At 71.1% G+C, this 19,153-nt stretch carries 13 protein-coding genes, 1 tRNA gene and 1 pseudogene; 11 read left to right on the plus strand and 4 right to left on the minus strand.

The window, feature by feature from the left end; genetic code table 11:
• Positions 1-53 precede the first annotated feature (53 nt).
• A complete protein-coding gene (locus tag ACIRRY_RS01575; protein WP_403966550.1) occupies positions 54-497 on the plus strand; it encodes a MarR family winged helix-turn-helix transcriptional regulator in 444 nt (147 codons plus the stop codon).
• 116 nt (positions 498-613) lie between these two features.
• A tRNA-Leu gene (locus ACIRRY_RS01580) sits at positions 614-701 on the plus strand.
• A gap of 130 nt (positions 702-831) precedes the next feature.
• Here the strand turns inward: ACIRRY_RS01580 and ACIRRY_RS01585 are convergent.
• The gene (locus ACIRRY_RS01585) at positions 832-2,022 is read right to left on the minus strand and encodes a carbohydrate binding domain-containing protein (protein WP_403966553.1); all 1,191 of its coding nucleotides are present in this window, start codon (positions 2,020-2,022) and stop codon (positions 832-834) included.
• A gap of 591 nt (positions 2,023-2,613) precedes the next feature.
• Between ACIRRY_RS01585 and ACIRRY_RS01590 the strand changes: the two genes are divergently transcribed.
• A complete protein-coding gene (locus tag ACIRRY_RS01590) occupies positions 2,614-5,928 on the plus strand; it encodes a GH92 family glycosyl hydrolase (RefSeq protein ID WP_403966556.1) in 3,315 nt (1,104 codons plus the stop codon).
• A 123-nt stretch (positions 5,929-6,051) separates the two neighbouring features.
• Positions 6,052-6,243, plus strand: a complete 192-nt coding sequence (locus ACIRRY_RS01595) for a hypothetical protein (RefSeq protein WP_403966559.1) — start codon at positions 6,052-6,054, stop codon at positions 6,241-6,243.
• A 20-nt stretch (positions 6,244-6,263) separates the two neighbouring features.
• On the opposite strand, the gene ACIRRY_RS01600 is transcribed toward ACIRRY_RS01595, so the two are convergent.
• Positions 6,264-6,515: a Smr/MutS family protein gene (locus tag ACIRRY_RS01600; RefSeq protein WP_403966561.1), complete on the minus strand. Its 252-nt coding sequence runs from the start codon at positions 6,513-6,515 to the stop codon at positions 6,264-6,266.
• A 165-nt stretch (positions 6,516-6,680) separates the two neighbouring features.
• Between ACIRRY_RS01600 and ACIRRY_RS01605 the strand changes: the two genes are divergently transcribed.
• From ACIRRY_RS01605 to ACIRRY_RS01615, 3 genes are all read left to right on the plus strand, one after another.
• The gene (locus ACIRRY_RS01605; RefSeq protein WP_403966564.1) at positions 6,681-9,152 is read left to right on the plus strand and encodes a penicillin acylase family protein; all 2,472 of its coding nucleotides are present in this window, start codon (positions 6,681-6,683) and stop codon (positions 9,150-9,152) included.
• A gap of 229 nt (positions 9,153-9,381) precedes the next feature.
• On the plus strand, positions 9,382-10,272 hold the full coding sequence (locus ACIRRY_RS01610; protein WP_403966566.1) for a glycoside hydrolase family 19 protein: 891 nt from the start codon (positions 9,382-9,384) through the stop codon (positions 10,270-10,272).
• A 237-nt stretch (positions 10,273-10,509) separates the two neighbouring features.
• Entirely contained in the window at positions 10,510-11,046 is a 537-nt protein-coding gene (locus ACIRRY_RS01615; protein ID WP_403966568.1) for a DUF4232 domain-containing protein, read from the plus strand.
• A gap of 291 nt (positions 11,047-11,337) precedes the next feature.
• On the opposite strand, the gene ACIRRY_RS01620 is transcribed toward ACIRRY_RS01615, so the two are convergent.
• Both ACIRRY_RS01620 and ACIRRY_RS01625 read right to left on the minus strand, forming a co-directional pair.
• Complete coding sequence (locus ACIRRY_RS01620; RefSeq protein ID WP_403966571.1) at positions 11,338-13,635, minus strand: LuxR C-terminal-related transcriptional regulator; 2,298 nt, start codon at positions 13,633-13,635, stop codon at positions 11,338-11,340.
• A 355-nt stretch (positions 13,636-13,990) separates the two neighbouring features.
• Complete coding sequence (locus ACIRRY_RS01625) at positions 13,991-15,145, minus strand: Gfo/Idh/MocA family protein (protein ID WP_403966574.1); 1,155 nt, start codon at positions 15,143-15,145, stop codon at positions 13,991-13,993.
• 120 nt (positions 15,146-15,265) lie between these two features.
• On the opposite strand from ACIRRY_RS01625, the gene ACIRRY_RS01630 reads away from it, so the two are divergent.
• From ACIRRY_RS01630 to ACIRRY_RS01645, 4 genes and pseudogenes are all read left to right on the plus strand, one after another.
• On the plus strand, positions 15,266-16,273 hold the full coding sequence (locus ACIRRY_RS01630) for a LacI family DNA-binding transcriptional regulator (protein WP_403966577.1): 1,008 nt from the start codon (positions 15,266-15,268) through the stop codon (positions 16,271-16,273).
• 57 nt (positions 16,274-16,330) lie between these two features.
• Positions 16,331-17,298: pseudogene (locus ACIRRY_RS01635) on the plus strand (RNA polymerase sigma factor).
• 85 nt (positions 17,299-17,383) lie between these two features.
• On the plus strand, positions 17,384-18,286 hold the full coding sequence (locus tag ACIRRY_RS01640; RefSeq protein WP_403966580.1) for an alpha/beta fold hydrolase: 903 nt from the start codon (positions 17,384-17,386) through the stop codon (positions 18,284-18,286).
• 115 nt (positions 18,287-18,401) lie between these two features.
• Entirely contained in the window at positions 18,402-19,091 is a 690-nt protein-coding gene (locus ACIRRY_RS01645; protein WP_403966583.1) for an alpha/beta fold hydrolase, read from the plus strand.
• Positions 19,092-19,153 lie beyond the last annotated feature (62 nt).

The raw sequence follows: 19,153 nt of genomic DNA on the forward strand, positions 1-19,153 counted from the left end.
CATCAGATACGCTGACGATCAGATCGGGGATTCAGTGGGGATACAGTCGACGGATGGTCGACGATCAGCAGCCCGTGCCCCTGGAGTCCCGGCTCGGCTATCTCCTCAAGCACGCTCAGGCCGGACTGGCCAGGGCCTCGGCCGAGGCGTTGGCGCCGCAGGGCGTGGACGGTCACGAGTTGGCCGTCCTGGTGGTGCTCTCGGCGGGCGAGCCCTTGTCGCAGGTCGAGGCGGCCGGGCGGCTGGGGGTCGACCGCACCACGATGGTGTCGCTGATCGACGGCCTGGAGGACCACGGGCTGGTGGAGCGGCGCCGCAGTCCGCAGGACCGCCGGAAGAACATCGTCGACCTGACGGCGGCGGGCCGGGACTGCCTGCGCCAGGGCGAGAAGGCCCGCCGTGCGGCGGAGCGCCGTTTCCTCGCCCCGCTGGACGAGGAAACGGCGGCGTCACTCGTACGGGCGCTGCGGACGCTGCTGCTCGCGGAGCGGGAGTAAACGCCGCAATCCGGCGCTCCGTGGGGGCGGATATGCAGGTGAAAGGCACTCCGAAAGCTTGGTATTGTTGTCCATGTCGCCGCGGGGAACACCCCCGGCCAGGCGGCAGACACCTGGTCCGGGTGGCGGAATGGCAGACGCGCTAGCTTGAGGTGCTAGTGCCCTTTAACGGGCGTGGGGGTTCAAGTCCCCCCTCGGACACCAGTACCGGTTTCGATTACCGGTTGAGACCCCACTTCGTGTGGGGTTTCTTGCGTTCCGGGGCTGTGCTGTGACCGATTGCGCCGGATCTTTCCGCGCTGCCTCCGGTGTGCGCGGTCCGTGGTCCGTGACCTCAGCCGAGGGTGAAGTCGTCGGCGACGACGTTGGACTGGCCGTACCAGCCATGGACGTAGACGGTGACCGCTCCGCTGCCGCCGGTGGTGAAGCTCACCTTGAGCTGGTTCCAACTCGCGCTGTTCGACCAGGTGTTGGCGGAGGCGCCACCGGTCACTCCGATGTAGGCGTACGGTCCCTGCACCCAGGCGGTCAGCGTGTAGGCGGTGTTGGGGGACAGGGTGACGTTCTGGTCGCACTCGCCGGTGCCGCCGGCGCTCGGGGTGACCTGGAGGCTGTGGCTGCCGCTGTGCACCGGGGTGGAGACCACCGCGCTGCCGCCCGTGCAGGTCCAGGGGCTCGAACTGCCGGTCTCGAAGCCCGCGTTGGTCAGTGCGCCCCCGCCGCCTCCGCCGCCAGTGGTGGTGACCGTGAGGGTGTACGTCGTGCTGTGGCTGCCGCTCGCGGCGGTGCCGGTGACGGTGATCGGGTAGGTACCGGCGGCGACCGACGAACCGACCGTCGCCGTCAAGGTCGAACTGCCGCCGGAGTTAACGGAGTTGGGGCTGAAGGAGACGCTGAGGCCGGACGGTGCGCCGGAGGCGGCGAGGCCGACGGACTCGGCGCTGCCGGAGGTGACGGCGGTGGAGACGGCCGCGGTCGCCGAACCGCCCTGCACGACCGAGGCCGAGCCCGGCGACAGCGCCAGCGAGAAGTCGGTGCCGGTGCCTCCGCCTCCCGAGCTGCCCTCGTAGGGCACGAACGCGTCGGTGAACGCGAGGCTGTTCTGGCTGATCTGACTGCACGTGGGAAGGGAGTTGGCGCTTCCGCCGCACGCCTGGTCGCGGGTGATCGCCCAGAACGCGAGTCGGCCGACACTGTTCTGCGCGGCGAAGTTCTCCACGGTCTGGGCATCCGCCAGGGTGAAGGTGGAGCCGTCGTCGTTCTTGCCGATCATCGGCGTGATGCCGAGGTTGGCGTAGGTGTAACCGGAGTCGACGGACTGCATCTGCGCCAGCGTGGCCCTGGCCGCGGAGATCGCGCCCTGGCCCATCTCGGTGCCGGTGCCGGCGTAGTAGTCCATGGCGGGGCCGCGCCGATGGGGGCGATCGAGGTCGGATGCGCCGGACTCGCCGGAGCCACCGAACCCGGCCGACGGGTCAGAGCTGCGGGCTGCGCCGGACGACTCGGCTGCGCCGGATGTGTCCATCCCGCCAGAGGGGCCGAGGCTGCCGGACCCGCCCGCCGGGTCACGAACTGCCCCCGCTCCCAGCCGTGGCACTCGCCCCCAGCCCCGTTGTTGTGCGCGCCCGTCCGTCGACAACACGTGAACCCCGGGCCGCCGATGCCCAACGCCCTGCACCCCTAAGGCACTTGAACCCCGGCCCACCCCCGACCCCCAAACCCCAGGCCACCCCCGCCACACGCCCCCGCACAACTGCACCCTCCACCCCCGAGGTCCCCGCACCAATCCCACCCACCCCCGAACTCCGCCCCCAGAAAGTCCCGTTGGCCTCGTTGACACACCGTCCGCGCACGCGTTTCACTCGACACTCGTGCATGGCAACGTTGTCAGGCCGTGGGAGCGACCAGGAACTGTTGCCTGTCGCCGGTGTGCCGGTGTTCTCCGGTGTGCCGCCACCTGATGTGCGAAGCACGAACCGCTGCGGAGGCAACGATGGTGAGACCCCGACGTCCAGCCGCGCTACGCGACCGAAACAGAGTCCCCGACAGATTCCCTGACGGATTTGCTGACAAGTTCCCCGGCAGGTTCTCCGACAGATTCCGTCAACGCCTCGCCGTGCTCTGCGTGTTGGGCCTGGCCGCCCTTCCGCTCACGGCGATCGGCAGTGCCCAGGCCGCGAGCACCGCGACGCCGCCACTGGTGACCGACCCCGCGTCCCTCGTCAATCCGCTCATCGGCACCTCCGGCGCCGTGGACACCTTCCCCGGCCCCGACATGCCGGCCGGAATGGTGCAGTGGGGTCCCGACACGACGCCCGACCGTCCCGACGGCGGCGGTTACGAGTACGGCGACACCAAGCTCTCCGGGTTCAGCCTCACCCATGTCTCGGGACCCGGCTGTCCCGTCGCGGGCGACCTGCCGATCCTGCCGGTGACCGGTTCGCTGTCGGGCGATCTCGGTAGTACATCCGTCGGTTTCGGCCACGCCGACGAGCAGGCCGGCATCGGGCAGTACAAGGTCACCGACGCGAACGGCGTGAAGACCGAACTGACCGACACCACCCGCGCCGGCCTCGGCACCTTCACCTTCCCCACGGGTCAACAGGCCAACCTGCTCTTCAAGTTGAGCGGTGGCGCCACCCAGATCGACGGCACCCGCGTCCAGGTGGTGAACGACAAGGAGATCATCGGCGCGGTCGACAGCGGTCACTTCTGCGGCGCGAGCAACAGATACACCCTGCACTTCGACGTCAAGTTCGACCGGCCGTTCACCGCGAGCGGCACCTGGGTCGGCTCCGCCATCACCCCCGACGCGACCTCGCTGAAGGCGGGCAAGGTCCAACTCGCCCCGCGGGCAACCGAGTCGGCGCCGCTGAAGGAGAAGCACTTCACCGTCCCGGCGAAACCGGCCCCGACGATCCACGGGAGCGGGGCCAGGACGAAGGCCTCCCGTTCGTCGACGGCGACGTCCGCCGCCCAACCCCCGACCACCGGCGCCAACGGCATGTACCTCAGCTTCGACACCACCACGAACCCCAAAGTGAGCGCGAAGGTCGGCGTCTCCTACACCAGCGACGCGGGCGCGGCGAACAACCTCGCCACCGAGATCAAGAACTGGAACCTCGGCACGGTCGAGAAGGCCAACCACGACGCCTGGAACACCGTACTGAACAAGATCCAGGTGGGCGGCGGATCGGCCGACCGGCAGACGCAGTTCTACACCGCGCTCTACCACGCGCTGCTGCACCCGAACGTCTTCTCCGACGACAACGGCCAGTACATGGGCATGGACAACCAGGTCCACACACTGGCCAAGGGCCAACAGGCCCAGTACGCCACCTACTCGGGCTGGGACACCTACCGCTCCCAGACCCAGCTCATGGCGATGGTCGAACCCAAGGTCGCCACCGACGTCGTCACCTCGATGCTCAACGGCTACGACCAGACGGGCCTGTTGCCCAAGTGGGCCTCGAACAACGGCGAGAGCTATGTCATGGTCGGTGACCCGGCCGCCGGCATCATCGCCGACGCGTACGCCTTCGGCGCGACCGGCTTCGACACGGCCAAGGCCCTCGCGGCCCTCCAGCACGAGGCCACAGTCCCCAACAACGACCGCCCGGGCGAGGCGGTCCGGGACGCGAAGGGCTACCTCCCGCTGGACGAGAACGACTACAACTGCTGCAACTTCTACGGTCCCGTCTCCACCCAACTCGAGTACGACTCCGCCGACTACGCCATCGCCGCCTTCGCGAAGTCGCTCGGAAAGACGTCCGTCTACGAGAAGTTCGCCACCCGCGCCCAGGACTGGATGAACGTCTTCAACCCGCAGACCGGCTACATGCAGGGCAGGAACAAGGACGGCCAGTTCGTCGGCGGCTTCACCCCCGGCACCTCCAACGGGTTCGTGGAGGGCACCTCCGCCCAGTACACGCCCATGGTCCCCTTCAACCTGCGCCAGCTCATCCAGGCCCGCGGCGGCGCCCAGGCGTACTCGTCCTACCTGGACAGCCTGCTCGACGACATCACCGCCCCCGGCAGCACCGACGCCGACCTGAGCAACGAGCCCAGTGTGGAGATCCCTTGGGAGTACGACTACACGGGGCAGCCATGGAAGACACAGGCGGCCGTCCGCGAGGCGCAGCAGAAGCTGTACTTCAACGCTCCGGTCGGCTCGTTCGGCAACGACGACCTCGGCGCGATGAGTTCCTGGTACGTCTGGTCCGAGCTCGGCATGTACCCGGAGACCCCGGGCACCGACACCCTGGCGCTCGGCAGCCCGGTGTTCCCGGCGGCCAAGGTGACCTTCGGCAGCGGAAAGACGGTGCGGATCAACGCGCCACAGGCCGCGCCCGACGCGCCGTACGTGCAGTCGCTCGCCGTCAACGCCAAGGCGTGGAACGCCCCTTGGCTGACGTACCAGAAGTTCCAGGGCGCGGGCACGATCGACTTCACGCTCGGTACGCAGCCCAACACCTCCTGGGCGTCCGACCCGTCGGCGGCACCGCCGTCGGACACCACGGGCGGCGGCCGGGTACTGGCCGCGACCGGTCCTTCAAACGGCCTGGTGCTCCAGCCGGGCACGGCCGGTGACAGCACGCTCGACCTGACCAACCTCAACAGCGCGGCGGTCACGGTCGATTGGAAGGCGACGGCCCCCGCCGGCGTCACGCCGGACACGGTGTCCGGCTCCCTGACGGTGCCCGCTTCGGGCAGTGCCGAGGCGAAGATCCGGGTGACGGCGGGCGCGGACGAGGGGCTGTTCCCGGTCACGTTCGCGCTGACCGACCACAGCACCGGTGCGGCACTGGCCGGGGCGACCCTCCGGGTGGCCGTGGCCAAGGCCGGCGCGCTGTGGCCGTACGCCACGAACGAAGGTGTCTATGCCGACGGCGCCACCTTCTCGGGCGGCTTCGACGGCGGCGGTTGGGCCTTCTCGCAGAACGCGCTGTCGGCGGCGGGCGTCACGAGCGGTTCGCCCCTCACGGTCGACGGCGTCACGTACACCTGGCCGACGGTGTCCTCCGGACAGTTGGACAACCTGGAGATGGCCGGCCAGACCATCTCGATACCGGCCGGCACGTCGGGCACGTCGCTGGGCCTGCTCGGCACGGCGACCAACGCGCCGACCGACGGCAGCGGGGTCTCGGGCACGGTGACCGTCACCTACACCGACGGCAGCACCGCACAGGCGACGGTCGCCTTCCCGGACTGGACCCTCAACGGCGGTGCCCGCAGCCCGCTTCCGGGCACCACGACGGCCGCCACCACCGCCTACCGGAACACCGGGAGCGGAGGCCGGGACAACGTGAAGACCTATGTCTTCGCCACGAAGGTTCCCCTGGACCGGTCCAAGCAGGTCGCGTCGATCACCCTCCCGGTGACGGGCTCGACGGGCACCGACCACCTCTTCTCCTACGGCTTCGGTCAGTAGCCGAAGATCAACAATCAGCGGGCAATTGCCAGTTGAAGCAGAACCGGCCCGAGGGGGCGTGGGCGGAGCAGCCGTGACGGGCTGCCCCGCACGCACCCCCTCGGGCCGCCGTACGTCGCGGGAGTGATCGCGCTCGCCGGCGACCCGGAGGCCTTCCCCGACGCGTCCCGCCTCTACTCCGCCCCGGCGACGGGCCTCAACGACGTGACCGACGGCTCGAACGGCACCTGCGACGGCGACTACCTCTGCACCGCGGTACCGGGCTACGACGGCCCCACCGGCAACAGCACCCCGAACGGACTGTCGGCGTTCTGACGCGGTCCCTACCGGCGACGTCAGCGAAGGTGGACCAGGATCCGGCCCGCGTTGGCCGGATCCTGCTCCACCCGGGCGTAGAGCTTCCTGATGTGCTTCTGCGCGAGCACGGCCAGCACCCGCTTCTTCAGCCGGCCCGTCCCCTTGCCCGGGATGATCTGGACGACGTCGACCCCGGTGGCGGCGGCCTTGAAGAGGGTCTGCCGCAGGGCGGTGTCGATGTCGCGGTCGCTGCGGAAGTAGGGGTGCAGATCGAGGGTGATCAGGGCCATCGCCTCCGGGGGCTCGTCGTACGGTCGCAGCGTATGCGAGAGCGCTCCGCGAGCCGTAGCCGGCCGACAGCGTCTCAAGGCGTACATCCCGAGGCTGACACGTCGCCCGGATATCCGCCGGAGGCCCGATGACGCTCTCGCCGTCCTGCCTGCAAGGTGGCGGCCATGGGTGAACCCAGAGAACTGACGAAGCGTCACAGACGTTCCTTGGCAAGCCGGTTGGCGGCGGTGACGGCCGTCCTCTGCCTGACCTCGGCCACGCTCGCGCTGCTTCCCGCGTCCTCGTCCGCAGCGACGGGACCGGGCGGTGAGACGCTGACCGGGGGCGGGCACTCGGTCCGGATCAGCAGGACCGAGTACGGCGTACCGCACATCCTGGCCCAGGACTTCGACGGGCTCGGATACGGCTACGGATACGCGTTCGCGCAGGACAACCTGTGTGAACTCGCCGACCACGTGGTGACCTTGAGGGGGGAGCGGTCCCGGTTCTTCGGGGCCGACGGACAGTCCGGCGAGGGCGAGGTCCAGGGCTCCAACCTCGCCGGCGACACCTACTACGGCGGGCAACTGCGCGCGGGCACCGTCCGTCAACTGCTCGCGCGGAAGGCGCCGTTGGGGCCGACGGCGGAGCTGCGCCGGATGGTCGAGGGATACGCCGCCGGGTACAACCGCTATCTCCGGGACACCGGCGTCGACCACCTGCCGGACCCGACCTGCAAGGGCAAGCCCTGGGTGCGGCCGATCACCGCGCTCGACCTGTGGAGCGTGGTCTACGACGTCGCCCGGGTGACCGCGACGGTCCCGCTGGTCCCGGACATCGGCGCCGCGAAGCCCCCGACGGCCGCCGCTGACTCCGGCACCGCATACGGCACTACGACCGGTACCACATCCCGCGCTACGACCGGCACCGCAACCGGCTCTACGACCGTCACCGGGTCCGGCGTGCCGTCCGCGAAGGCCGTCGTCCCGGGCTTCGGGAGCAACGGCTGGGCCCTCGGCCGGGACGCCACCCGTACCGGCAACGCGATGGTCCTCGCCAACCCGCATCTGCCCTGGGCCGTCGGCCACTTCCGCTTCTACCAGGTGCAGTTGACGATCCCCGGCACCCTGGACGTGTCCGGCGCCGGCCTCTACGGCACCCCGTTGGTCGAGATCGGCCACAACCGCACCCTCGCCTGGACGCACACCGCGACCGACGCCGAGCACGCCTCCGTCTACGCGCTGAAGCTCGCGCCCGGCGACCCGACCAGCTACGTGCTCGACGGCAGGACCGTACCGATGGACCGCCGTACGGTCCAGGTCACCGTCCGGGGCGCGGACGGCAAGCTGTCGACCGTCGACCGGACCCTGTACTCCTCGCGCTTCGGACCCGTCCTGTCCTCCGGCTGGACCACGACGACCGCCTACGCGATCCGGGACGCCAACACCGGCAACCTGCGCTCCATGAACACCTGGCTGGCCATGGGCAAGGCGCGGAACATCGGTCGACTCCGCGCCGCCCAGGACACGTTCCAGGGCATCCCCTGGACCTACACCCTCGCGGCCGACACCGGTGGCGGCACGTACTTCACCGACTCCTCGGCCGTCCCGCACCTCACCGACGCACAACTCGCCCACTGCACCGTCCCGAACGACGAGGGGCCCACCGCTCTGGACGGTTCGACGTCGGCCTGCGTCTGGGGGAGTGACCCCGACGCGCTCGTGCCCGGCCTCTACGGACCCTCCCACCAGCCCGAGTCGACCCGCACCGACTACGTCGCCAACTCCAACAACGGCCCCCAGTACGTCAATCCGGAGGCGCCGATCACGGGTCTGCCGGGCGTGTACGACACCGATCCCCACCTCGACGGGCGGTCCCAGCTCGGGCTCCGGATGATCGCCGAACGCCGGGACGGCACGGACGGGTTGGGCGTCCCGGGCTTCACCGAGGCGACCCTGCGCGCGTCGATGTTCGGCAACCGCGTCATGTCGGCCGAGACGGGACGCGACGACATCGTCGCGATGTGCCGCGCCCACCCGAGCCTCACGGCCACGGACGGCACACAGGTCGACGTCACGCAGGCCTGCACCACCCTCGCCCGCTGGGACACCCGCGCCGACACCACCAGCCGGGGCATCGTGCTCTGGAGCACGTTCTACGACCGCCTCCTCGACGGCGGCCCGCCCGACACCTGGCGCCGCGTCCCCTACGACCCCGCCCAACCCCTCACCACACCAAGGGGATTCAACGGCGACGACATCCGCGTCCAACACGCCCTGGCCGACGCCGTCCAGGACTTCGCGGCCCGTGACCTCCCGGTCGACGTCGCACTCGGTGCCGTACAGAAGTGGGCAGGCATCCCGCTGCCCGGCTGCGACGCGGGCTGCTTCGACGTCGTGGAGGCGGGCCCCGACTCGGGCACCGGCACCCCGACCGCCGGAGCCTTCGGCAGCAGCTTCCTGATGACCGTCGAACTGACCCGGGACGGGCCCCGCGCCCACACCCTCCTCACCTACGGCGAGTCCGCGAACCCGGCCTCGCCCCACTTCTCGGACCAGACCCGCCTCTTCTCGCGCAAGCAGTGGGTCACCGAACGATTCACGCAGGCCGAGATCGCCGTCGCCCCGGGGCTGGCGGTGACGACCCTGCGCAGGTGACGCGGGGCGACGCGGCACGGGCCGGTCGTAACTCGGCGGCCCGGGCGTGAGGTTGACTGGTCTATACCCTTGACTGGTACAGACCAATGCGGTTCAGTGAGGGACGTCATCCCCCCACCACGGCCGCCCCCCACGCCGTGACCGGTCCGACCGGCCCGTGCGCACAGAGGCTCCGCTTCGCCCTGCCCTCGGCGGGGTACGGCCGTGCTCCGCAGAGGAGTTGAACCCTGTGTCGAGACGCCGCATCGCCGCAGTACTGACCGCACTCGTCCTCGGTAGCCTTACGCCCGTGGTCCTCCCCGCCGCCGGCGCGTCCGCCGCCTCCTGCTCCAGCTATCCCAACTGGGTGGCCGGCCAGTCGTACGTCACCGGCAACATCGTCCGCTACACCGACGGCAAGGCGTACATCGCCGAGCACGACAACCCGGGCTACGACCCGGTCATCAGCACCTGGTTCTGGGAGCCGTACGCCTGTGACGGCGGCTCGACCACGCCGGTCGGCACCTTCGTCGTCAGCGAGGCGCAGTTCAACCAGATGTTCCCGAGCCGGAACTCGTTCTACTCCTACAGCGGTCTCACCGCCGCCCTCAGCGCCTACCCGGGGTTCTCGACCACCGGCAGCGACACCACGAAGAAGCAGGAGGCCGCCGCCTTCCTCGCCAACGTCAGCCACGAGACAGGGGGGTTGGTGTACATCGTCGAGCAGAACACCGCCAACTACCCGACGTACTGCGACTGGAGCCAGTCGTACGGCTGCCCGGCGGGTCAGGCCGCCTACTACGGGCGCGGCCCGATACAGCTCAGCTGGAACTTCAACTACAAGGCCGCCGGTGACGCGTTGGGCATCGATCTGCTCAACAACCCCTGGCTGGTGCAGAACGACTCGGCCGTCGCCTGGAAGACCGGCCTCTGGTACTGGAACACCCAGTCCGGTCCGGGCACGATGACCCCGCACAACGCCATGGTCAACGGCGCCGGCTTCGGCCAGACCATCCGCTCCATCAACGGCTCCCTCGAATGCGACGGACGCAACCCCGCGCAGGTCCAGAGCCGCGTCGACGCCTACAACCGCTTCACCTCCATCCTCGGCGTCAGCCCCGGCAGCAACCTCTACTGCTGAGCGTGCGGCACTGGCACCGGCCGGACCGTTCCAAGGGCCGGTGCCCGTCCCGTCCGCACGTTCCAGGGACGGTACGTTCCCGCAGGTCAACCCCTATGTGAGTGTTCCAGCTTCCCGTAACCCCCGGCTGTTGTGGCCGCCGGGACGGATCTCCCCGCAAGCTGCGGTTGTTCGACAGCGCGACCCACCACGACCCGGTGGCTCGCCTTCCACCACCGCACCCAGGGGAACCCGATCATGTCCGACAGCATCTTCCGCCGCCGTACGACACTTCTCACCGCGACCCTCGCCGCGGCCGCCGCGCTCGCCCTGGCCGCCTCCGGGACCGGCTCGGCCGCCACCGCCGCGAAGGCGGGCAGCACCACCTGCACCGGTGCCAACACCAAGGTCACCGCGCAGACCGTGACCCGTCCGGTGAACCACCTGCTGCTGACCGTGAAGAACACCGGCTCCAAGACCTGCCACCTGTACGGCTACCCGGCCCTCCGCTTCACGGACGCTCAGGTCGTCCCCCCGGTCGTCGAGGACTCCCAGCCGCAGGCGGTCACTACCCTTCGCCCCGGACAGTCGGGCTACGCGGGTGTCAGCCTCTCCAGTGCCGAGGGCTCGGACGGCTACACCGCGAAGACGCTCTCGGTGATCTTCCAGAACCGCGCCCTCGACTTCGTGGGCTCGGGCGTCAAGGTCCCGCTGCCCGCCAAGGGCGTGTACATCGACAGTTCGCTGCGCACCACCTACTGGCTGGACGATCCCCAGGACGCCATCTCCTGGTAGGCCGTACCGCGTCGAGCCGACCGCGCTGGCGCGAGGGCTGCCCCCGCCGACAGGGGCAGCCCCGTGCGAGTACCGCCAGGGGAGGTGCGGTCACAGGTGCCTTGCCATGACAGCCGTGGGGTTGACCAACACTGCCGGCACCCGGGACGTTCCGTTCCCCTGGCGGTGGGAACAGCCTGGGGTACCGGGCGGGTGCGGAGGGCGTGAACTCCCGTAGATCGGTGGCGATATGGGTGCACGTAGGCGTCGGCGCGGGGTCCGGGGGAGTACGTAGGTACCCGGTACCTACGCCTACTTGGTGCCCTCGGGCTGGGCCGCGGCCAGGATCTCGGTACGGGAGGTGATGCCCAACTTGGCGAGGATGTGCTCGACATGGGCGTCCACGGTGCGCTTGGAGATGACGAGCCGTTCCGCGATCTCCCGGTTGGACAGGCCCTGCGTGACGAGCGCGGCGACCTCCCGCTCGCGGCGGGTGAGCGGGTCGGCGGGGCGGGTGTCCGTGGGGGCGGGGCGGGCCGCGGGGAGGCCGGGCGGTTCGTCCGCGTCGGCCCGTACGGCGTCCAGGAGTTCACGGCCCGACATCCGGGCTCCGGCCTCCCGCCATCGCTCGTACGGTCCGTCGCCCAACGCGGCCCGCACCGCCCGTTGTTGGGCCTCCTGTTCCTCCAGCAGCCGGGGCAGCATGCCGACCGGGTCGCCGCCCAGCCGGCGCGCGTGCTCCGCGTACCCCAGCAGCCAGCACGCCCTGACGTACCGGCCCTGCCCGGCCGCGTGCCAGGCCAGCCCCAGGGACGCGAGCGCCGCCACCAGCACCTCACCGATCTCGCTCGCCGCCTCCAGCCCCCGGCGCAACGCCGTCGCGCTCTCCTCGGGCCGCCCGACGAGCCACAGGATGACGCCCTGCACGGTGAGCGTGGAGCCGTACAACTGGCGCTCGCCCCGGCCCTCCAGATACGCCAGCCCGGTCTCGCACCACTCCAGCGCCCGGTCGGTGTAGCCCAACGCCGCGTACAGCAGGGCCCCTTCGTAGTGGACGACGCCGATGCCCAGCGCGTCGTCCGCCGCGATCATCCGCCCGCGAACCCCTTCGAGGGCCGCGGACCCCTCCTCCACGGCCCCGCCGAGCACCGCCAGCGCGCCCAAGTAGCCCTCGCTGAACAGCTCCACGCGGCTCTCGCCGACCCGCCGCGCCACCTCCCGCGCCTGCGGGAACCGGTCAAGGGCCGTCTCCAGATCGGCCGTCCAGATCCCGAACACCCCGGTCATGAACAGCCCCCAGGCCCGCGCCGCGGAGTCCTGCGGGGCGAGAGCGAGCCCCTTGTCGATCCAGTACCGGCCCTCGGACAGCGTCCCCGCCGCCCGCCAGTACGCCCCGAGCCGCGTCGCCAGCCACAGCGCGTCGCCCGCCCGTCCCTCGGTCGCGCAGCCGTACTTCAACGCGGCCCGCACATCGGCGATCTCCGCGCGCACGGCGTGGTGCAGCCGGACCTGGGACCGGCCCATCAGACCGTTCCAGAAGCGGTCCACGAGTTGCTCGTAGTGGGCGAAGTGCCGTCGCCGTACGGCCTCTTCGTCCTCGGAACCGGCCAGCCGCGCGGCGCCGTACTCGCGGATCGTGTCCAGCAGCCGGTAGCGGTTGCCGTCCTCCCCGATGCGCTGGACGACCGACTTGTCGACGAGCCCGATGAGCGCCTCGACGGCCTGCTCGCCGTCGAGTCCGGCGTCCGCGCACACCTGCTCGGCCGCGGACAGTTCGAAGGAACCGGCGAACACCGACAGCCGTGCCCACAGGAGTTGCTCCTGGGGTGTGCACAGGTCGTAGGACCAGTCGATGGCCGCGCGCAGGGTCTGGTGGCGGGTGAGTGCCGTGCGCCGGCCGCCGGTCAGGACCTCGCAGTGGCGGTCCAGCCGGGCGACGAGTTCCGCGAGGGGTACGGCCCGCAGGCGTACGGCCGCGAGTTCGAGCGCGAGCGGGATGCCGTCCAGGCGGTCGACGAGGGCGAGGGTGCTCTCCCGGTCGGTGCCGTCGAGCGCGGGCCCGCCGGTGACGGCGGCGGCGCGCTGCACGAACAGGTCGACGGCGTCGGCGCGGGGCAGCGGGGCGATCGGCAGGCAGCGCTCACCGGGCACGTCCAGCGGCTGCCTGCTGGTGGCGAGCACGCTCAGCCCCGGGGCCTCGCGCAGCAGGATGTCGCAGAGCATCGCGCACGCGTCGACCAGGTGCTCACAGGTGTCGAGGACGATCAACATCCGCCGGCCGCGCAGATGTTCCACGATCGCGTCCAAGGGCGTCATGCCGGACTGCTCGGGCAGCTCCAGCACGCCCGCGAGCATCGGCGGCACCAACTCCGGGTCGTGCAGGGCCGACAGCTCCACCAGCCGCACCCCGTCGGCGAACCGGTCGGCGACCGCGCGGGCCGCCCGCAGTGCCGTACGGCTCTTGCCGACACCGCCCGGACCGACCAGCGTGACCAGCCGCGAGCGCGCCAACTCGGCGTGCAGCACCGCGAGTTCGCCGGTACGTCCGACGAAGCTGGTCAACTCCACGGGGAGTTGACCGCCCCGCCGCTGTCCGAAGCCGTGTCCCATGCCGCCCCCATACCCGTCCGCCAACCGGTCACCACAGAGTAGGCGAGTGACTCCCGAGCGTGAACGGTAGTCGAGTCCGGCGGGTGGGCGCGAGATCGCGCCGGTGGCTCAGTGCGGGGGCGCGCAGGCCGGCGGGCGCGTGCGCCCCGGGCGCCGGGTCGGCGCAGGCGGCCTTCACGCCGGACCGGTCCAGGTGCCGCTCAGGCCGGGTCGGTGCGAGTGCGCTTCACGCCGGTCGGCCCGGGCCGACACCACGCCGGACCGGACCAGGTTGTTGCTCACGTCGGCCGGCCCGGGCGGACATTGCGCCCGACCGGCTCAGGAGCGCTTCACGCCGGACCGGTCCAGGTGTCGCTCACGCCGGGCTCGCCCAGCCGCCGCTCTCCACGGAACGCACCATCGCGTCCAGCACCGCCGCGCTGCGCACCGCGTCCGGGAGGGTGGCGCCGTGCGGTACGCCCTCGGCGATCGATCGCAGGAAGCGGTAGGCCTCGATGACCTTGAGGTCGTCGTAGCCCATCGCGTTCGCCGCGCCCGGCTGGAACGCGCCGAACTCCCCGTCGCCCGGGCCGACATACACCGTGGTGACGGGCTGGTCCTGGTACGTCGTGCCGCGGCTGACCGCCAGTTCGTTCATCCGGCGGAAGTCCCAGAACACCGCGCCCTTGGTGCCGTGCACCTCGAAGCCGTAGTTGTTCTGCTCGCCGACCGAGACCCGGCAGGCCTCCAGGACACCCCGGGCGCCGGACGCGAACCGCAGCAGGCAGTTGACGTAGTCCTCGTTCTCGACCGGGCCCAACTCGCCCCCGGTGGCGAGCGCGTGGCCCGCGGTCGCGCCGGTGGGGCGGGCCCGCTGCGGCAGGAAGATCGCGGTGTCGGCGGCCAGGGACGTGATGTCGCCGAGGAGGTAACGGGCGAGGTCGGCGCCGTGCGAGGCGAGGTCGCCGAGGACTCCGTGGCCGCCGCGCTCCAGCTCGTAGCGCCAGGTCAGGGCGCCGTCCGGGTGGGCCGCGTAGTCGCTGAAGAGGCGGACGCGGATATGGGTGACCGTGCCCAGCTCGCCGGAGGCGATCAGGTCGCGGGCGGCCTCCACGGCGGGCGCGTTGCGGTAGTTGAAGCCGACCGCCCCCTGGACGCCGGCCTTGGCGACTGCGTCGGACACGGCGGAGGCGTCCGCCGTCGACAGGCCCACCGGCTTCTCGATCCAGATGTGCTTGCCGGCCTCGGCCATCGCGACACCGATCTCGCGGTGCAGGAAGTTCGGCGCCGTGATGCTCACCGCCCGCACGCGCGGGTCGGCGACCACCTCGCGCCAGTCACGGGTGGTGGAGGCGAAGCCGAACTGCTCGGCGGCCTGCTCGGCCCGCCCCGGCACCTCCTCGGCGACCGTCACCAGCTGCGGCCGCAGGGTCAGCTGCGGAAAGTGGTGCGGGACACGGGCGTACGCCTGCGTGTGCACGCGCCCCATCCATCCGAAGCCCACGACGGCAACACCGAGCGAGGTCACCATGACTGCCCTTCTTTGGACCGGTCCATACGCTGTCCCAGCCACCCTGGAACCCGTTCGTCCTTATGTCAATACCTGCCCATGTCTTTGACAGGCGCCGCGACGGCATGGAACGGTCCAACCATGAGAGCGCCGACCATCCGTGATGTCGCCGAACGCGCTGGTGTGTCGAAATCCCTGGTCTCCCTGGTGCTGCGCGGCTCCGAGCAGGTGCGACCGGAGAAGCGGCAGGCCGTGCTGGCCGCAGTGGAGGAACTCGGCTACCGGCCGAACGCCGCCGCCCGCAGCCTCAGCGAGCGCCGCACCCGCTCGGTCGGCGTGCTGCTGAACGACCTGCGCAACCCCTGGTTCGTGGAGCTCCTCGACGGTCTGGGCTCCCGCCTCCACGACAGCGGTCTGCACATGCTGCTGGCCGACGGCCGCCTGGGCCGGCGCCTCGGCGAGGACCTCACCCGCACCTTCACCGAACTGCGGGTCGACGGCCTGATCGCGGTCGGCACCCTGCCCGCCACGGACGAACTGCGCGCCGCCGCGACCCACATCCCCACCGTGGTCGCGGGCGCCCGCGAGCCGGTGCTGCCGCACGTCGACGTCGTGGCCGGCGACGACTCGCACGGCGCGCGCCTCGCCACCGAGCACCTCATCGACCTCGGCCACCGCCGCATCGCCCACATCGCCGGACAGGGCGTGGTCGGCGAACTGCGCCGCACCGCCTTCGAGTCGGTCATGGAGGAGCACGGCCTGACCGACCTCACGACGGTCGAACAGGGCGACCTGACCGAGGAGGGCGGCTACCGCGCCATGGTCCGTCTGCTCGCCGCCCCGCGGCGTCCCACGGCCGTCTTCGCCTTCAACGACATCGCGTGCGTCGGCGCCCTGTCGGCGGCCGAGGAATCGGGCCTCCAGGTCCCCCGCGACCTCTCCCTCGTCGGCTACGACAACACCTACCTGGCGCGCCTGCGACACCTCTGGCTCACCACCGTCGACAACGCCAGCCACGACCTCGGCCGCCGCGCCGCCCACCTCCTCGTCGAGCGGATGGCGGACCCGGGCCGGGCGGCGGAGACGGTGCTTTCGGTGCCGCGCCTTGAGGTGCGGGGGACGACGGGGCCGCCCGCCCAGGCGATGTGACGTCACGCCACGCGCCCATTACGGTCGTACGGACGACTGGGACGCCGGAGGGGCAGCATGGGCAGCCGGAACATGGGTGAGATCACGCGTGTCGAGGACGCGACGCTCACCCTGGCCGCGCAGGCCGGGGACATCGCCTCCCTGGGGCTGCTGCTGGAGCGGCACCGGGCCGGGATGCGGGCGGTCGCGGTGAGTGTGCTGGGGCCGGGGCCCGATGTCGACGACGTCGTCCAGGACGCGGCGCTGACCGCGCTCCGGCGCGTGGGTGACGTGCGGGACCCGGAGGCCGTAGGAGCTTGGTTGCGGATGATCGTGCGCAATCACGCCCGTTCGCTGCTGCGGGCGTCCGTCGACCTCCGGCCCCTCGACGATCTGCACGTGACCGCCACGGAGTCCGGTCCGGAGCGGTGGCTGGAGCGGCACGCCCTGCGGGACGGATCTGGGCGGCCGTCGACGAACTGTCCCCCGCGCTGCGACTGCCGCTCGTGCTGCGGCACTTCAGCGTCGGCGTCACGTCCTACGAGCGGATCGCCGAGGCCTGCGGGGTCCCGGTCGGCACCGTCCGCAGTCGGCTCAGCCAGGGGCGGGCCAAGCTCGCGCAGGCCCTCGCCGCCACGGCCGACGCCCCGCACGGCGATGTCGGACGGCGCACCCGCGCCAGCCGTGCCGAGGCGCGCGAGACGCTGGAGGCCGCCGAGAACGGACACTTCGGCAAGCTGCTCACCGAGCGCTGGTCGCCCGAGGCCGCACTGGTGCGGGGGAACCAACCGGTGGGCGACCAGGGCCTGTTGGTGCGCGCGATGGAGTGCGACCTGGAGGCCGGCGTACGGCAGCATCTCGCGCACGCCGTGGCGGGAGCATCGCTCGTCGTCTGGGAGATGGACATCACCAACCCCGCCGACGACCCCGACCACTGTCCGCCCGCCGTGGCCTGGCTGATGAGTCTGGACGGCGTCGGGCGGGTGCACCGGCTGCGGCTCGTCCATCCCCGGCCGGTGTCCGTCCCGCACTCCCCCCTGGTGTGACCGGCGTCACGCGACCCGTTTCGAACTTCGCCCCTTCTCCCGCGTCCTGTCCGTGCCATCGCCGTATGCCGAACAGGGAGAGCCCATGACCAGCAGCGCCTCGACCGACCCGCTCGCCACCGGGACCCACACCGTCGAGATCGACGGGATCACGCAGAGCTACCACGTCCACGGCAGCGGACCCGTGTGCATCGCGCACTCCGGCGGACCGGGCATCTTCTGGGAGTACCTCCGCATGCTCACGCTGGAGGAGCAGCTCACGGTCGTCTACCCGGAGCCCGTCGGCACCGGCGCCTCCGGCCGGCTGCCCGCCCACCCGCACGGCTACACCCGGGCCCGCCACAGCCGCTTCCTCACGGCGCTGATCGAGCACCTCGGTGCCCCCGAGGTGCACCTCCTCGGGCACTCGCACGGCGGTTTCGTCGCCCAGTACCACGCCCTCCACCACCCCGACCGCGTCGCCGGCGTGATCCTCTACGAGAGCGCCCCGGTGACCGGCCCCGAGCACGGCGCCGAGGCGACGCGTCTGGTGCAGGAGTTCGCCGCCCGGCACGCGGACAATCCGGGGCTCCCCGAGGTCGTCGAGGCGTTCCGGAGCATCCCGACCATCTCCGACGACGCGCAGATGACCGCCGTCGCGAGGGGGATCTTCCCCGCGTACTTCGCCGACTTCTGGGGCCGGGAGGCGGAGTTCGGGCCCGCGCGGGCCGCGGTGACCGCCACGTACATCTCCGGCCTCGACGAGGACCTCACCCCGGACGTCATCGACGACCGCGCCGCCCTCGGCTCGCTCACCGTGCCGACCCTCGTCCTCGTCGGCCGCCACGACGTCATCTGCGGGGTGCGCTGGGCCGAGGAGCTGCACGAACTGATCCCCGGTTCCGAGCTGGTGGTCCTGGAGGACAGCGGGCACTTCGGGCACCTGGAGGAGCCGGAGGCCTTCGCGAAGGCCGTGACCGCGTTCGTCGAGGACCGCGCCGGCGAGTAGGCCGTACCGGCAACTAGGTCATTTGGTCGAAGCCCGGCCGTGCGGTCCGCTCTAGCGTGGAGTCGTCCGGAGGGTTTCCGACACAACGTTTCCGACCCAACCAAGGAGCAACGGCATGAGCGCCGTCAAGAACATCGTTCTCGTACATGGCGGATTCGTCGACGGTTCCGGCTGGCAGTCCGTGCACCGCCTGCTCACCCAGGACGGTTTCCGTGTCAGCGTCGTGCAGAACCCGACCCTGTCCCTCGAAGGCGACGTCGCCGCCACCCACCGCGCCCTCGACGCGCTGGACGGCCCGGCGGTCCTCGTCGGCCACTCCTACGGCGGTGCCGTGATCACCGAGGCCGGACGCCACGACAAGGTCGCCGCGCTCGCCTACATCGCGGCCTTCGCCCCGGACAAGGACGAGTCGGTCGGCACCCTCGTCGCCGACCCGGCGCCCGGCGCGCCCGTGCCGCCGATCCTGCCGCCGGTCGACGGCTTCCTCTTCCTGGACCGGGACAAGTTCCACGCGGCCTTCGCGGGCGACCTGCCGGCCGAGGACGCCGCGTTCCTGGCCGACGCGCAGGTCCCGTGGGGCCTGGACGCGCTCGGTGGGACGATCACCGAGCCGGCCTGGCGGACCAAGCCCAGCTTCTACCTCGTCGCGACCGACGACCACATGATCCCGCCGCCGGTCCAGCACCAGATGGCCGAGCGCGCCGGCGCCACCGTGGCCGAGGCCGCGGGCAGCCACGCCGTCTACGTCTCCCAGCCCGCCACCGTGGCGGAACTGATCAAGCAGGCCGCGGACCACCAGGCCTGACCATCGACCCCATGACGTCAACTCCCCGCTTCAGCCCGCCTGTTCACAGGCGGGCTGTCCGC

This window comes from Streptomyces sp. NPDC101776 (genome assembly GCF_044766845.1).
GTDB lineage: Bacteria > Actinomycetota > Actinomycetes > Streptomycetales > Streptomycetaceae > Streptomyces.

Bases quoted from the DNA above. Each gene is read 5' to 3' on its own strand.
- ACIRRY_RS01575 (WP_403966550.1), top strand. From the start codon at position 54: ATGGTCGACGATCAGCAGCCCGTGCCCCTGGAGTCCCGGCTCGGCTAT.
- ACIRRY_RS01585 (WP_403966553.1), bottom strand. From the start codon at position 2,022: ATGGACACATCCGGCGCAGCCGAGTCGTCCGGCGCAGCCCGCAGCTCT.
- ACIRRY_RS01600 (WP_403966561.1), bottom strand. From the start codon at position 6,515: ATGGCCCTGATCACCCTCGATCTGCACCCCTACTTCCGCAGCGACCGC.
- ACIRRY_RS01605 (WP_403966564.1), top strand. From the start codon at position 6,681: ATGGGTGAACCCAGAGAACTGACGAAGCGTCACAGACGTTCCTTGGCA.
- ACIRRY_RS01615 (WP_403966568.1), top strand. From the start codon at position 10,510: ATGTCCGACAGCATCTTCCGCCGCCGTACGACACTTCTCACCGCGACC.
- ACIRRY_RS01620 (WP_403966571.1), bottom strand. From the start codon at position 13,635: ATGGGACACGGCTTCGGACAGCGGCGGGGCGGTCAACTCCCCGTGGAG.
- ACIRRY_RS01625 (WP_403966574.1), bottom strand. From the start codon at position 15,145: ATGGTGACCTCGCTCGGTGTTGCCGTCGTGGGCTTCGGATGGATGGGG.
- ACIRRY_RS01630 (WP_403966577.1), top strand. From the start codon at position 15,266: ATGAGAGCGCCGACCATCCGTGATGTCGCCGAACGCGCTGGTGTGTCG.
- ACIRRY_RS01640 (WP_403966580.1), top strand. From the start codon at position 17,384: ATGACCAGCAGCGCCTCGACCGACCCGCTCGCCACCGGGACCCACACC.
- ACIRRY_RS01645 (WP_403966583.1), top strand. From the start codon at position 18,402: ATGAGCGCCGTCAAGAACATCGTTCTCGTACATGGCGGATTCGTCGAC.